This window comes from Methanothermobacter sp., assembly GCF_049720995.1.
Lineage (GTDB): Archaea > Methanobacteriota > Methanobacteria > Methanobacteriales > Methanothermobacteraceae > Methanothermobacter.
The window spans coordinates 1-14,772 of sequence record NZ_JBNASF010000001.1; the positions used below are offsets into that span (position 1 = coordinate 1).

Annotated in this window: 13 protein-coding genes and 1 tRNA gene; 6 read left to right on the forward strand and 8 right to left on the reverse strand. The window is 48.9% G+C overall.

All coding sequences use genetic code 11. The annotated features are described in order from the left end of the window. Positions 1–162 precede the first annotated feature (162 nt). From ACPLJI_RS00005 to ACPLJI_RS00025, 5 genes are all read left to right on the forward strand, one after another. Positions 163–271 (forward strand) — tRNA-Met (locus tag ACPLJI_RS00005). Between the two features lie 292 nt (positions 272–563). After that, the gene (locus ACPLJI_RS00010) at positions 564–1,316 is read left to right on the forward strand and encodes a HesA/MoeB/ThiF family protein (protein WP_424731074.1); all 753 of its coding nucleotides are present in this window, start codon (positions 564–566) and stop codon (positions 1,314–1,316) included. Between the two features lie 77 nt (positions 1,317–1,393). Then, a complete protein-coding gene (glnA, locus tag ACPLJI_RS00015; RefSeq protein WP_424731073.1) occupies positions 1,394–2,722 on the forward strand; it encodes a type I glutamate--ammonia ligase in 1,329 nt (442 codons plus the stop codon). A gap of 61 nt (positions 2,723–2,783) precedes the next feature. Continuing rightward, on the forward strand, positions 2,784–4,466 hold the full coding sequence (locus ACPLJI_RS00020) for an NrpR regulatory domain-containing protein (RefSeq protein ID WP_424731072.1): 1,683 nt from the start codon (positions 2,784–2,786) through the stop codon (positions 4,464–4,466). A gap of 98 nt (positions 4,467–4,564) precedes the next feature. Then, complete coding sequence (locus tag ACPLJI_RS00025) at positions 4,565–4,849, forward strand: DUF2097 domain-containing protein (protein ID WP_238523376.1); 285 nt, start codon at positions 4,565–4,567, stop codon at positions 4,847–4,849. A 381-nt stretch (positions 4,850–5,230) separates the two neighbouring features. Here ACPLJI_RS00025 and ACPLJI_RS00030 read toward each other — a convergent pair whose 3' ends face one another. The 8 genes from ACPLJI_RS00030 to fdhF form a co-directional block, all read right to left on the reverse strand. Further along, positions 5,231–6,532, reverse strand: a complete 1,302-nt coding sequence (locus ACPLJI_RS00030; protein WP_424731075.1) for a formylmethanofuran dehydrogenase subunit B — start codon at positions 6,530–6,532, stop codon at positions 5,231–5,233. A gap of 12 nt (positions 6,533–6,544) precedes the next feature. Next, positions 6,545–7,357, reverse strand: a complete 813-nt coding sequence (gene fwdC, locus ACPLJI_RS00035) for a tungsten-dependent formylmethanofuran dehydrogenase subunit FwdC (protein WP_424731071.1) — start codon at positions 7,355–7,357, stop codon at positions 6,545–6,547. Further along, positions 7,354–9,063: a tungsten-dependent formylmethanofuran dehydrogenase subunit FwdA gene (gene fwdA / locus ACPLJI_RS00040; protein WP_424731070.1), complete on the reverse strand. Its 1,710-nt coding sequence runs from the start codon at positions 9,061–9,063 to the stop codon at positions 7,354–7,356. The genes fwdC and fwdA overlap by 4 nt, the downstream gene beginning before the upstream one ends. 22 nt (positions 9,064–9,085) lie before the next feature. Further along, entirely contained in the window at positions 9,086–9,478 is a 393-nt protein-coding gene (gene fwdD, locus ACPLJI_RS00045; RefSeq protein ID WP_160323144.1) for a tungsten-dependent formylmethanofuran dehydrogenase subunit FwdD, read from the reverse strand. After that, positions 9,475–9,723, reverse strand: a complete 249-nt coding sequence (locus tag ACPLJI_RS00050) for a 4Fe-4S binding protein (RefSeq protein WP_424731069.1) — start codon at positions 9,721–9,723, stop codon at positions 9,475–9,477. Before ACPLJI_RS00050 ends, fwdD begins: the two co-directional genes overlap by 4 nt. Positions 9,724–9,738: 15 nt before the next feature. Continuing rightward, on the reverse strand, positions 9,739–10,788 hold the full coding sequence (gene fwdF / locus ACPLJI_RS00055; protein WP_424731068.1) for a tungsten-dependent formylmethanofuran dehydrogenase subunit FwdF: 1,050 nt from the start codon (positions 10,786–10,788) through the stop codon (positions 9,739–9,741). Beyond that, complete coding sequence (locus tag ACPLJI_RS00060) at positions 10,766–11,242, reverse strand: 4Fe-4S binding protein (RefSeq protein ID WP_424731067.1); 477 nt, start codon at positions 11,240–11,242, stop codon at positions 10,766–10,768. The genes fwdF and ACPLJI_RS00060 overlap by 23 nt, the downstream gene beginning before the upstream one ends. Positions 11,243–11,359: 117 nt before the next feature. Then, positions 11,360–14,014, reverse strand: a complete 2,655-nt coding sequence (fdhF, locus tag ACPLJI_RS00065) for a formate dehydrogenase subunit alpha (RefSeq protein ID WP_424731066.1) — start codon at positions 14,012–14,014, stop codon at positions 11,360–11,362. A gap of 71 nt (positions 14,015–14,085) precedes the next feature. On the opposite strand from fdhF, the gene mobB reads away from it, so the two are divergent. After that, complete coding sequence (mobB, locus tag ACPLJI_RS00070; protein WP_424731065.1) at positions 14,086–14,766, forward strand: molybdopterin-guanine dinucleotide biosynthesis protein B; 681 nt, start codon at positions 14,086–14,088, stop codon at positions 14,764–14,766. Positions 14,767–14,772 lie beyond the last annotated feature (6 nt).

The window sequence follows — 14,772 nt, forward strand, 5'->3', positions numbered from 1 at the left end:
CCAGGTAATAATGGTTGCATCCGGGGTTAGCTACGCTTGTGCTACTAATAGCTTCCTGTAATGGCACCAGGTAATAATGGTTGCATCCTGGGGGCTGTCATGCATCGGAGGTGTTTAACAGAAAAGTTTAAATTGGATGAAAACTGATTTTTTATAAGCTACGCCGGGGTGGCTCAGCTGGTTAGAGCGCACGGCTCATAGGGTATTAAGCAGTGCTCTGACTTTTTCCTGGGATACCGTGAGGTCGCGGGTTCGAATCCCGCCCCCGGCATTTTTACACCACTTTTTCTGTTATGACAGCATTATTAAGTCAGCATTATTAAGTCATTTACCTGACCCACTTAATTTTAATATTCCTGAGGGGCGGACCTACCCTCAATCCAACCCTATCAACAGTATGAATTCGGAGCCGACGTCAAGGGAATCCAGATCGCGGACCTACCCTCAATCCAACCCTATCAATGCAGTGCTGGGTCATGAGGTGACCCTTAAAACCTGTGGAATCATTAATATAATAATTCACTGAAATATCTATACTGTGACAGATTTTAAAGAGGGTTGGAATGCCTAGGAGATATGAGGGTATGGCCTACTGGGAGATGGTCAGCCGGCAGATGGGCCTCATTTCAAAGACCGAACAGTTAAGGCTCAGGGATTCAACTGTTTCTGTAATTGGATGTGGGGGTATAGGGGGGGCTGCAGTTGAGATGCTTGCCAGAATGGGTATAGGCAGTATCAGGATAATAGACAGCGACGTATTTGATGTCTCAAACATCAACAGGCAGCTCATGAGCAGTTTCAGCGCCCTTAAACTCCCCAAGGTTGAAGTTGCAGCAGAACGCATCAGAAACGTGAACCCCTTCGCCGATGTCCAGGTAGTTCATGGGCTTTTCACAGAAAAAAATGCCTCAACCATAATTGATGGAAGCGACGCCGTGGTGGATGCCCTTGATAACATAACCTCAAGGGTCACGGCATCAAGAAGATGCAGCAGCCAGGGCATACCATTCATACACGGAGCCATACATGGATCCATGGGCCAGGTGAGCGTCTTCACATCCGATTCCCCACCCTATGAGGAACTTTTCAATCTGCCATCTGAGGGTCTTGAACTTACAGATGAGGTTAAGGCCAAGCTTAAAGAACTATCCTCTGAGACCCCGCCAGTCATAGGGCCCGTGGCCAATGTTACCGGGTGTTTGCAGGCAGCGGAGGTTTTTAAGCTGATAACCGGGAGGGGTGATCCAATAGTCGCGCCAAGGATGCTTAAATTTGATCTGCTCCTTGGCGAACCATTCAAAATTGTTGAATTATAATGACCAAAAATATATAAACCAGTAGAAGGAAAGTTACTTCCGGTGACAGTTAAGCTCATGCCACGGAGGCATAACCCATGTCAGATAAGATTGGAAAAATAATAGCTAAAATGGATGAATGCGGAGTAAAATTTGTCCGCCTTCAGTTTGTGGATATACACGGAAAACCAAAAAACATGGCAATACCCCTGGTAAGGCCGGACCAGATAGAGGACATAATAAAGGACGGTCTCCTCTTTGATGGCTCCTCAATTGAGGGATTCGTCGACATAAACGAAAGTGACCTGGTCCTCAAACCAGACCCGGAAACCTTCTCAACACTCCCATGGAGGCCAGAGGAAAAGGGTGTCTGCAGATTCATCTGCGACATATACTGGCCAGATGGAAAACCATTCGAAGGAGATCCAAGGTACGTGCTCAAAAGGGCCCTTGACAAATACGCCCACCTGGGCTACGAATACAACGTGGGACCAGAACCCGAATTCTTCATCCTGGACCAGGACGAAAATGGGAACATAATACCCCACGACTGCGGTGCATACTTCGATGTGGAACCAGTGGACCAGGGTACAGACTTCAGGAGAAAACTTGTGATGGACCTGGAGGCCCTTGACTTCGATGTTGAGGTAAGCCACCACGAGGTAGCCCCTGGGCAGCATGAGATAGACTTCAAATTTGACAAAGCACTTAAAACAGCAGACGCCGTCATAACCTTCAAGCAGGCGATAAAGGCCATAGTGGACAAGATGGGTTACATGGTAACCTTCATGCCAAAACCATTCTTCGGTGAAAACGGTAGCGGTATGCACTGCCACCAGTCACTCTTCAAGGACGGTGAAAATGTATTCTACGACCCTGACACCGAGACCCAGCTATCAGAGAAGGCCATGTACTTCATAGGAGGGCTCCTCAAGCATGCCCCCGCACTATCAGCGGTATGTGCACCAACAGTGAACTCCTACAAGAGGCTGGTACCTGGTTATGAAGCCCCTGTGTACATAGCATACGGCCTCAAAAACAGGTCAACCCTTGTGAGGATCCCTGCATCCCGTGGTAAGGGAACCCGTGTGGAGCTCAGGATGCCTGACCCATCATGCAACCCGTACCTTGCATTCGCAGCAATGCTGGAAGCAGGTATGAACGGTATACAGAACAGGATTGACCCGGGCGAGCCAACTGAAATAGATGTATTCGAAAAATCCATCCCTGAACTCAGGGAAATGGGAATCGAAACCCTCCCCTCAAGTCTCTGGGAGGCATACCATGCCCTTGAGGAGGACGATGTCATCAAGGGCGCCCTAGGGGACCATGTCTATGAGAAGTTCATGGAGATAAAGCACAAGGAATGGGACGACTACCGGGTGAGGGTCTTCAAGTACGAACTTGAAAGATACCTTGACATCTAACCCCCATTTTTTATTAAACTTTAAATAACCCTCCTCCCTATTTTTTATATGGTGTTTGCTGATGGCTGAAGAGACCAACCAGAAGATGATGGAGATTTTAAGGATCCTTGCAGAGCACGACGACGTCCTTGGAGCAAAGATAATAGCATCAGAACTTAAAAAGAAGGGTTACGATCTTGGAGAACGTGCCGTCAGATACCACATGCGCATACTTGATGAAAAGGGTCTTACAGAAAGGGTTGGTTACGCCGGAAGGAGGATAACAGAAAAGGGGCTGCAGGAGATAAACCGCGGCCTCGTCTACGACCAGGTGGACTTCATATTCTCAAAGTTCGAAAGTATGATCTACCGTACAAGCTTCAATCCTGATACCCTTGAGGGGAAGGTGGTTGTAAACACATCAAGGATATCCCCTGAATCCATGGAAACACTGAAATATGTCATGAAAAACGGTTTCTGTTTGAGCCCCCGTGTCCGCCTGGAAAAACATGATGGAGAGTTTGTGATAAGCACCATATGCGGAACAACTGTTGATGGGTTTCTGCTGATGAACGGGATACCAGTCATACCCCAGTTTGGGGGGCTTGTGAGATTCGAGGGGAGCAGACCCGTGAACTTCAGGGAACTCATAGCATACAAGAAAACATCAATGACCCCACTGGAGGCCTTCACCTCAGAGAACATGACCTCGGTTCTTGAAGTCATTGAAAATGGGGAGGGAACCGTACCTGCAAACCTCCGCCTTATACCTGGAACAGCGCGGGATGACGCCATGAAACTCTTCAGAAAACTTGAGGGGGCTGATATATCAGGTGTCCTCAAGGTGGGTGAGCCAGGTGAGGATGTCCTGGGTGTCCCTGTGGCTGATGGGATGGTTGGGGTTGCCATCATAGGAGGTATAACTCCACTCTGCGCAATACAGGAGGCAGGTTACAGGGCCGATATTAAACTGGCAGAGAACCTCATTGACTTCAGAAGCCTGGAGCCCCTCGTAAAACCTGAGGAGAGGTTAATGGCATCTGCACCTGAAAGGGGTGTCAGGGTACGTTTCCTGCTTTCAAAGGCCTGGAACCTCATAAACAGGGTTGATTTCGACCACAGGGATTTTTCTGGGAGGGTAATTGCAAATATATCCCTGGTTAAAAGAGAAGATCTCGATGAAGCCCTCGAGATCATGCGTGATCTTCTTGGGAAGCGCCCTGAATTTTCAACCCTGCCCCTTATAGGAATCACAGATGAGGGTGGAATGGCCGGAATTGCAACTGTCTGCAGCCTCACCCTGGACGGGATACTCATAAAGAATGGTATCATGTCCACCCCAAAGTATGGTGGCCTCCTTGAGGTTGGAGTCAGGGACCCCCGCTTTGTCGAACTAACAGCCTACAGCGGCTCATCCCTGGACCCCCATGAGATATACGTTTCAAAGAATATGACTGCAGTTCTTGAAGCCCTTGATGGTCCAGGCAGGGTACTTGCAAGTCTCCGTGAGGTGCCCTACCTTGCAAGGGATCATGCCACAGAACTCATTGAAGATCTATCAGAAGCAGGGTTCAGCATACTGAAAATCGGCAAACCCAGTGAGATAGTCTATAACGCCCGCGTAGAGAAGTACCATGCAGGGATAGTGACCCCTGGAGGCCTGAACCCCCTTGCAGCTGTCCGTGAGGCAGGTATCGATATAAGGATGAAGGCCGTTGAGGGGCTCATGGAGCTTAAGGAATTCAGGTACATTGACGAGATATAAACCCAGTTTAAAAAATCATGACCCCCCCAGAGCTTAGTATACGAAAAGGTGTAAAACTTATTTTTATAACGATCATAAATTATATAATCAGAGACAAGGTGATTTATTTGAAAAAGGAAAACAGAATCGCGACCTGCGATGAACTCTGCAGGTACATAAGGGAAGAGGTTAAACCAGGAGATACTGTGAGGCTATCCCTCGGTCGCGTATACATCCCTGGAAAGGTTGTCACCAACAACGCGGGTGTAATACAGATAAAGATAGACAGCGACCTCATAAAGGGCCTTACAACAATTGACGTTGAGAAGCTGAAGGAATACCTCATCGAACTGGAGCACGAATGTGAGGGTGGGGTATGCGTAATTGAGGCTGTTGATGAATGAGGTGATTGGATGTTGGCTGTGGTTGAAATAGTTTCACTAATAGTGGCCGGATTTATAATTGTGAGTCTGATGGCCCATCTACTCAACAGAAAACCTGCATGAGGTCTCCTTTTTAATTTTTGTTCTGTTTTAATGGTGGAACTGTATTACTCCATGAGTTCATCCTCAATGACGCTTTTTAATTTTTATTCTGGTCTCATGGTAAATGTTCCATGACCCTCCTGTCCTTCCATCCTAATCACAAGTATTGTGACTGATTATGTACCAGGTACATAAAGGAACAGTAACCAGATCAAAAATAGGACACTGAAATATTACCCAGTACCCATAAAACAGAACTCAATCAAAGGTTTTTAAAATAAATAGAAATGGAGGGCCTGACTACTTTGAGGCCCTGTATTCCCTCACCTTTTCAAGGAGTCTCTCCAGGATCTCCCTGTCTGAGAGGAGGTCTGAGTCAACAACCTTCTTCATCCTTATGGGGACACCCTCCATACGGTAGGCTGTTCCCTCTGCCTCCATACCCACGATGGCAGGTGGAATTATGATGTCAGCCATCTCGGTTGTGGGGGTCCTGTGGGGCTCTATTGCAATGACAGGTATTTCAGCCATCCTCTCGAGGGCCCTCTGTGGGAAGTGGGCACCAGGGTCAGAGGCTATGACCATCATTGCATCGGCCTCCTTATTCTGGAGAAGGTCGTTTGCCCCGGTCTCACCAGGGTTGTACCTGGGCTCTCCACCTGAAAAGTCAACACAGTATGGGTATCCGCTTTCCCAGGTGCAGACCTGGTTGAAACCTGTAACGTTGTAGTGTCCCCTCATGGGTATGAGGGTCCATTTGGCATAGTCATTGAGGTCCTCGACCAGCATAATAGCTGTGTCAATGTTCCTGTGCTTACCACGGCTGTGGGTTATACCCATACCGAAGAAGAGTATACCGAACTGTGCGTTTTTGAGTACCTCCACAGCCTCTTCGATCTGCTCCCTGGGTACACCTGCAACCTCATCGTAGAGTATCTCATGTCCAAGGAGGCATGCCCTCATTGCATCGAGGAGTTCGTAGTCATGGTCAAAGTCAAGCTGAAGGTGTATGTCTGCAAGCTTTGCACTGTCGGTTTTCCTTGGGTCAACCACTATTAGGGTTCTGTCTGATCTTCCCCTTTCCCTGAAGAATCCACGGGCAAAAACGTTCCTTGACATGTGTCTCGGGTGGGCGTGCATCGGGTTGCATCCCCAGTAGACCACGACATCTGCCCTGTTTTTCACCTCACCGAAGGTACATATGGGGTAGCCCACGTCCTGGAGTGCAAGCACTGAGGGTCCGTGACAGACTGATGCTGTGTTGTCTATTACCGCACCTGCCTCCTCTGCAAGTTCAACTCCGACGGCCTGTGCTTCACACTCTGTACAGCTCCATCCGTACATTAGGGGCCTCTTTGATTCTGCAAGAATCTTTGCAGCCTTGTCTATGGCCTCATCGTAGCTTACCTCGACGAATTCGCCATTCTTCCTTATGAGTGGTTTTGTGTACCTCACTGCACCCTCTGCATGCACGAACTTGCTGTGACCTATCCTGCATGCGTTGATGGTCCCAACAATCTCGTTGTCCTCAACCTTACATATGATGTCGTCACAGAGGGTTCCGCAGAAGGGGCAGACCACATTTTTCACGTATTCCATGATAATTACCTCCAATTAGGGTTCTATGTGGCCGTTGCATCCGACAGCCGCATAGACTATACCCTTAGCTCCCTTAATTGCGTGATCTCCTTCAAACTTGTAGAATGCTCCAGGGAAGGTTTCCCCGTTAACCTCTATGTCCTTTTCAACACCAAGGTACTTGAATCCTGGAAGGAATTCCTGTATCATTCCCTTTACGATTATTGTTCCGCCGGCCATTTCGCCGCCTACCCTTGCAACGGCGTTGCCCTCAATGATTATGAGGCCGTTGTTCATGTGTATTCCGGGCATTATGTTGACGTCACCCTTGATGATGATCTTGCCGCCGTTCATGTACTCTCCGATCTCGTTTCCGGCGTTTCCATGGACGGTGATGACACCGCCACTCATACCTCTCCAGTCCCCACGGTAGGATGATCCGACGTAGTCAGCTGCGTCTCCAAGGATTTCGAGTTCTCCTCCCCTCATGTCCTGTCCGGCCCATGATGCTGCGTTGCCTTCCACTGTGATCTTACCGCCCTTCATGCCGGCTCCGACGTACATGTTCACGTTGCCCTTCACCAGGATTTCCCCGGCTGTCATCTCCTGACCTATTCTCTTGGTGTTGTATACATCGCCGTCGATGATAATTTTGATATCTGCTGCAGAGTCTGCTGGTTCTCCGCTGACCTCAAAGAAGTCTCCAAGTTTAACGACCTCGTTACCGTACATTATCTGGATGTTTTTGATCTCATCTATTGATTTTCCTGCGAATACATCGGGTTTGATGTTTGGTGCCTCCAGTGGCACTTCGGGCTGTTCCTTTGGAGTTAATATTATTTCACTCATAACATCACCCCTTTAACTGGAGCGGATTTTGGCAGGTAATCGTCCTGCACAGGGTAGTTTGCAAAGTTAACAGAGTAGTACTGTTTGAATTTGCTCTCCACGTTGGCAAGGACCTCGTTGTAGAGGGACTCATCAACCTGGGTGTCAACCCAGAAGGTTCTTCCGTGTGGTGAGGCCACAACTTCTCCGTCCTTAACCACTATTTCTCCATCCTTGAGGACGTATGCTGCCCTTGAGAATCCTTCCTCAATTGCCATGTAATCGACTGATGGGTCGACTGTTTCAGGGTTGATGTCGTATACCGCGATGTCTGCATCTGCACCGACACCAAGGTGTCCCTTGGTTTCACTGAGACCAAGGACCTTTGCTGATGTTGCCCTTGTGATCTGTGCTATCTCTGAGAATGTGTATTCCCTGTCAACTGTTGCTATGGTACTCTTCCTCTGGGCCCACTTGTGGAGTTCTCCCTCAATGAGGTTCATCCTGTACTTGTTGCTCATGAGCCATGCTATGACCCTTGGATACCGTGTGAATGGCCCTGCATTTGGGCTGTCTGTTGTGAGGCACACCTTGGCCGGGTCGTCTATTAGGAGGAAGAGTTCCATTCCGATTGCCCACTGGACAGCGGGGACAGGTGCCCTTGCTGAGTATATGAATGGAACGACACCTGAACCGGTTTCCAGTTCCACGTCACAGTTTGCCCATTTGAGGCCGTTGAGTGAGTGGAGGTCATATTCCATTGGACCGTCGGCTGTCATGGTTGTTGTCTCATCGAGGGTTATCTGACCAACGTCTATGACTATGTGGTCGTTTTTGTTGACGTAGTCTGCGATCTTTGGTGCCTCTGATACGAAGTCCCTCCAGGTGGTTCCACCGTAGCTGTGGAACTGTACGTGTGTGGCGTATAAAACTGTGTCCCTTTCACCGGTTGCAGGGTTTGGTTTGATGTTCTTTGGCACGTCGAAGGATGCGAGGGTTGTCTCATAGTTTCCTGGGTGTCCAAGGTCGTTACAGTGAAGGTGTATTGAGTGTGGTAGCTGGAGTTTCTCGTTGACCTCTGCGAGTCCCTTTATGATCTCTGCAGGTGTTATGTCGAAGTATGGTGCAGGGTCATAGATGCCATGGACGTTTCCACCCCATCCCCAGGCCTCTGTACCGGCAGGGTTAACTATCTTTATTGTGTAACCCTTGGTTGCCCTGAGGAGCCAGGAGGCGTAGGCTGCGCATGCATCCACATCTCCCTCCTTGAGGTACTCCATCACAAACCAGTTGTTACCGAAGAGTGGGTATGCTGCGTGGTCTATTATGGGTGTGTCATGGAACTCCTCATGGGTGTGCCTTGCAAGGAGTGGTGGCATGGCCGCCTCCATTGCGGTGGTGTAACCCATCTGGGCGTACCTGTAACCTGTCATGAAGGTTGAGGGTACTGAGAAACCGCTTCCGGCCCTTCCTGCCTTGAACTTTTCAGCGTCCCTTCGGCTGTCTTCTGGCCTGTACATCCTTCCCACGTTGACCTTTGCACCGGCTATGTGGGAGTGTGGATCGACACCTCCAGGCATCACCATCTTTCCAGATGCATCAATGACCTTTGCACTGTCACTGACGCTCTCAACTATTTTACCATCCCTGACGCAGATGTCCATCTTCTCTCCATCGACGTTGTTAAGAGGACAGTAAACAAATCCGTTTTTGATTATGTATTCCATTTGAATCCTCCCGCTGAACTAATTAAATCTGACCTACCTTACCGTAGACCTTCATGAGGGTGGGCATGTCAGGAACCTCTTCATCGGTGGGTATGATCTCCACCGGTATGTTCTTAAAGCTGGGTGTTGCTGTTGAATCTGTATCCGGTCTTATGACCCTGTTGGCCCATGGACCCATTGGTATGTAGACCATTCCATCTGGTAGTGGTTCCTTTGCCTCAACAGCCTTGACAACTACATCTCCATATTCTGATATGACCTTGACGTTGTCTCCTTCGTTTATCCCCAGCTGTTTCATCATGTCGGCGTTCATCTGAATTATTGCAGCTGCATCCACGTACATTTTAAGGTCCTTACCGGATTCTATGGCCTGTCCCTGCCATATTGTCCTTCCTGTGTTGAGTATGACCATCATTCTAATTCCTCCAGTCTGATTGCATCCACAGGGCAGCTTTCAACACATGTACCGCATTTTCCGCACAGGTCAGGGTTCTTTATGTTAACAACCCCGTCCTCGACCATCATTATGATTTCCACATCATCTGTTGGGCCCTTTCCACCTGCAACCTCGGGGCTTCTGAGGGCATTCACGGGACATGCGATCACGCAGTTTCCGCATCCATGGCAGAGTTCAGGGTATGCCTTAAGTCCAATTGCCATCTGATTACCTCCATTTTATTTGAGTAATGATTCAAAGGCGTTCTTCCATGCCTTTGACTTGATTGGAGTTGTATTTATTTTGCTCCTCTTAACCTCTATGGCGTTAACAGGGCATGATCTCTCACATGCTCCACAGTATATGCAGAATCTTTCGTCCTTGTAGAGTTTGGTTGGCTTTTCACCGGGTTTCTCTGGTTTCGGGAATGAGAGAACATTGCATGGGCATGCCATCACACAGGTCTCACAGGCCTGGCATGTGTCCTCATCGATTATCAGTTCGCCCTGGAATGGCTTCGTCACTGTTGCGGCATCAACCGGGCAGATCTCCTGGCACCATCCACAGTTTACACAGAGCTCAGGGTCGATGTAGGATGTTCCTGTAACCTCAGGGACCTTTATCTCGTATTCACCGTATGGGCAGATTCTGCAGACCTGCATTATGGCGTCAACAGGGCAGATCCTCTTACATATTCCGCAGTGAACACATTTGTCTTCGTCCACGTTGATGTCGGTTGCAACGGTTGGGCTCGCTGAACTTGGTATCTGGTGTTCTATCTCTATGGCATCAACAGGACACATTTCCTCGCACATACCACAGTATATGCAGGTGTCCTTGTCTATCTGGATTTCGCCTGTGATGAGGTCCTTCCTTTCTGGGAGTTCCCTTGTTATGGTTATGGCGTCCTGTGGACATGCTGTTTCACATGCCTTGCACTGTATGCATGTTTCATCATCTATCTCGGCTGATTTAAGGATTTTAGGATATTCTGCAAGTTCCTTTATTGATGTTCCGTCAATCTGAAGGTCAAGAGCCTGGAATGGGCAGATCGAACTGCACATACCGCAGAGGACACATTTGTTCTCATCGATAGCTATCTTTGACTCATCCTGTTCTGTTCTGACCATTGCACCTGTTGGGTTAACCTCGATTGCACCGACCGGGCATATCTCGCCGCACAGTCCACACACAGCGCAGAGGCAATCCTGGAAGATCAACTTTCTGTTTTCTTCGCCGGTCCGCTCCACGGTAATATTCTTACCTTCAATTACTTCGGTCGTTTCCATCAATTTCTACCTCCTTTATTTCTATAGAATCAGTTGGACACATATCAACACATATGAGACACCCGCAGCACCATTCGGAATCCACATGTGCCTTGAGGTCTCGGAGGGTTATGGCCTTCATGAGGCATGTGTCCACACATAGCCCGCACCCAATACATGAGTTCCTGACGGTTCCCTGAAATTTCCTCTGCTGGCATGTCTTCACTATCGTCCTCGTCATCTCTGTGTTCTGTGTAAGGGAGTGGGTGAGAAGAAGGAAATCCCTTGGACACATCTCTGTTATTACCGTTGCAATCTCTATTGACCTCCATGAGAGGTTTCTCCCGTTGAGGTAGTGAGAAACAGTGGATCTGTTTATCTTCAGAGCTTCGGCTATCTCTCTCTGTGAATGGCCCTGTTTTGTTAGGTTTACAGCTGCTATGTATTTGAGTCCAGAAACTATATGTTTCGGCATAGGGTCACCATGTGTGTTAATCACACATTTAACCGCCCTGTATATAATAATTTTCTACAAAAAACAAATAGAAAAATATATAAATGAGGGTGTTGTTAGCGCACATCTTATCTTTGATTAGACGCGACACACCCGGACCGGGGTGAACTTGAGTTCAGGCATCCCTGAAAAAGGATCCCGTTCTCCGCCTGTGAGGACATTTGCAGGGGTATCTGCAAAGTGGAATGTCATGAAGACCATGCCATCCATTACCTCATCTGTAACCCTTGCCCTCACCCTTAGGGAGCCCCTCTCTGATGTGACCTCAACAGTATCCCCATCTCTGACACCCATGGAGGCGGCGTCAGAGGGGTTCATGAGAAGCTGCTCATGGTCTGAGAATGATTCCAGTTCCCTCACCCTTGAAGTCATTGACCTTGTGTGGTACTGGTAGAGGTTCCGTCCTGTTACAAGGACCAGCGGATACTCCTCTGAGACCTTCCTGAAGTGGTAATCAGGCAGCAGGAATGATGCTCTTCCTGTGGGTGTTGGGAACTCTTCAGAGTGAAGGTAATCTGTTCCTGCATCCTTCTCTGATGTGCAGGGCCACTGTATTCCGCCGAATTTTAGCCTTTCATGGGAGATGCCAGCATATGAGGATACAAGTTCCCTTATCTCATCGAATATCCTGGAGGCTGATCCATAATCAAAGTCCTCTCTTCCCATCCTCTCTGCAATCATGGAGATTATCTGCCAGTCAGGCAGCGCATCCCCCGGGGCATCCAGTGCCTTTCTCAGAAGCTGAACCCTTCTCTCGGTGTTGGTGAATGTACCGTCCTTCTCTGCAAAGGATGCTGCAGGCAGAACCACATCTGCAAGTTCCGCAGTCTCAGTTAGGAATATATCCTGTACCACAAGGAATTCGAGGCCCTCAATGGCCTCCCTTGTCTTTTCAATGTCAGGTTCGCTCAGAAGGGGGTTCTCACCCATTATATACATGCACCTGATTTTTCCGTCTCTTGCGGCATCAAACATCTCAGGAAGTGTCATCCCTGCGGGGGGGATGGGTGAACCCCATTTCTCAGAGAATTTCCCTGCAGCCTCATCAATGCTCTGATACCCCGGCAGGAGGTCTGGGAGTGCCCCCATATCACAGGCCCCCTGAACGTTGTTCTGACCCCTCAAAGGGTTGATACCGGCTGATTTTACACCGACGTTGCCTGTAAGAAGCGCCAGGTTGCTCAGTGCAAGCACATTACCCGTCCCGTTAACGTGCTGGGTGATGCCCATTGAATATATTATGGATGCCGGAGAATTCGATGCGTACATTACTGCGGCTCTCCTTATGTCTTCAGTTTTAACCCCGGTTACCTTCTCCACTTCATCAAGATCAAGGGCCATGAGTGCGTCCCTGAACTCCTCAAATTTCTCTGTGCGGGAATCTATGAATTCACTGTCATGCAGGCCCTCATCAAGTATGAAACGGCACATCGCCATTAAGAGTGGGATGTCAGATCCGGGCCTGTTCTGCAGATGGATATCTGCAAGTTCGGATAACCTGGTTTTCCTTGGATCCACTACAACGAGCTTTGCACCTGACCTCACGGCCCTGATTACACTGTAGGAGGTTACAGGGTGTGTCTCCGGTGGGTTGGTTCCCACTGCCAGTATACAGCCGGCACCCTCCAGTTCAGATATGGAGTTGGTCATTGCACCACTGCCCAGACTCATTCTAAGTGCTGCGAGTGAGGGGGCATGACAGAGCCTTGCGCAGTGATCAATGTTTCCTGACCCCATAACGGCCCTTGTGAACTTCTGCAGCAGATAGTTCTCCTCGTTGGTGCACTTGGCAGAGGCCACAGCCGCGAAATTTTCCCCACCGTATTCAGAGAGCCTTTCAGCCACCAATGAGATGGCCTCATCCCATTCCGCCTCCACAAACCTTCCATCAACCTTTATCAGAGGTTTTTTGAGTCTTTCGGGGCTGTTTACAAATTTAATGGCGAACCTCCCCTTCACACATAGCCTGCCACTGTTAACAGGGCTGTCAGGGACCCCCCTTGAACTCACAATACGGTTTCCCCTCACCCCGATATAGATCTCGCAGCCAGCGCCGCAGTAGGGGCATATAGTCCTCACCTCGGTGGATGGCCTATCAGTCCGGGGTAAAAGGGCGCCCACAGGGCATGCCTCGACGCATTCACCACATGAGACGCAGCTTGAATCAAGTATATCCCTGTCCATGAAGGTGGCTATCCTTGTGTCACGCCCCCTGTATGCAAAATCAACCGCCTCTGCACCCACTCCCCTGCAGACACGGACACATATGCCACAGAGGATGCACTTATCGTGGTCTCTCAGGAAAAATGGGTTGGATTCATCCACCTCAATCCCTGAAAACTCAGGTCTCAACCTCTCAAGGTCCTTTTCAGATACGTTGAGGTACGATGAGACCTCCTGAAGCCTGCAGTCACCTGATGCAGGGCAAGAAAGGCAATCCCTGCTGTGATCAGCTATTATCAGGGACAGAGTGGTTCTTCTGATCCTGTTTATCCTTTCAGACTCTGATATGAACTCAGCACCATCCTCTGCAGGGGTCTCGCATGCCGTTACCAGCCTTCCATCACTGTTTTCAACCAGACACAGCCTGCAGCCCCCGAATGGTTCAATGCCATCTCTGAAACAGAGGTTCGGTATGTAGATGCCGTTTGCAAGGGCTGCCTCGAGGACAGTCATTCCCCTGGCTGCCTCAACTTCCCTTCCATCGATCCTGAATCTTACAGTCCCCTTCATGTTATCTTCAGCTATTTTTTATAGTGAAAATTTATCCCCATGTAAAATAAAGTTTATGAAGAGGTGAAAGTATGAGGATAGTTGGGGTGACAGGCACCAAGGACACCGGCAAAACCGCCCTGGTTGAGAAAATCGTCAGAAAACTCGTGGATGCAGGTTACAGGGTCGCAACCCTCAAGCATACCCATGGGGGATTTGATTTCCCAGGTAAGGACACCGATAGGCACCGGAAGGCGGGTGCAGAGATAGTTGCAGGGACCGGCAGGGAAACCTTCTTCCTTATTGACAGGAAAATGGATCTCGATGAGGTTGTGGGTGTCCTTGAGATGCTGGATGAAATCGACTTCCTTGTGGTTGAGGGCTTCAAGTCAATGGAGTATGCTAACATATCAACCTCCACCCCTGGAGAATTCACCCTGAAGGTTGTTGATCCATTCAAAATCGATGATCTGCATGACCTGATTGAACTCATAGAAAGGAGAACTTACGGTCTCCTTCAGAACCTCAACTGCGGTAAGTGCGGCTTTGATTCATGCAGAGAGTTTGCAAGGGCAAAGGTTCAGGGCGAGGCGGATGATACAGACTGTAAGAGCCAGCCCGATAGTGTTCTCCTCAGGATAAATGGAAGGCCCGTCCCCCTGAACACATTCGTCCAGAAATTCATAGCTGGTACGGTTCTCGGTATGGTGGATGCCCTTGATACAGAAAGCCTTAAACATCAAAAGGTTGATCTCATCATAAAAAGACCATGACAATTA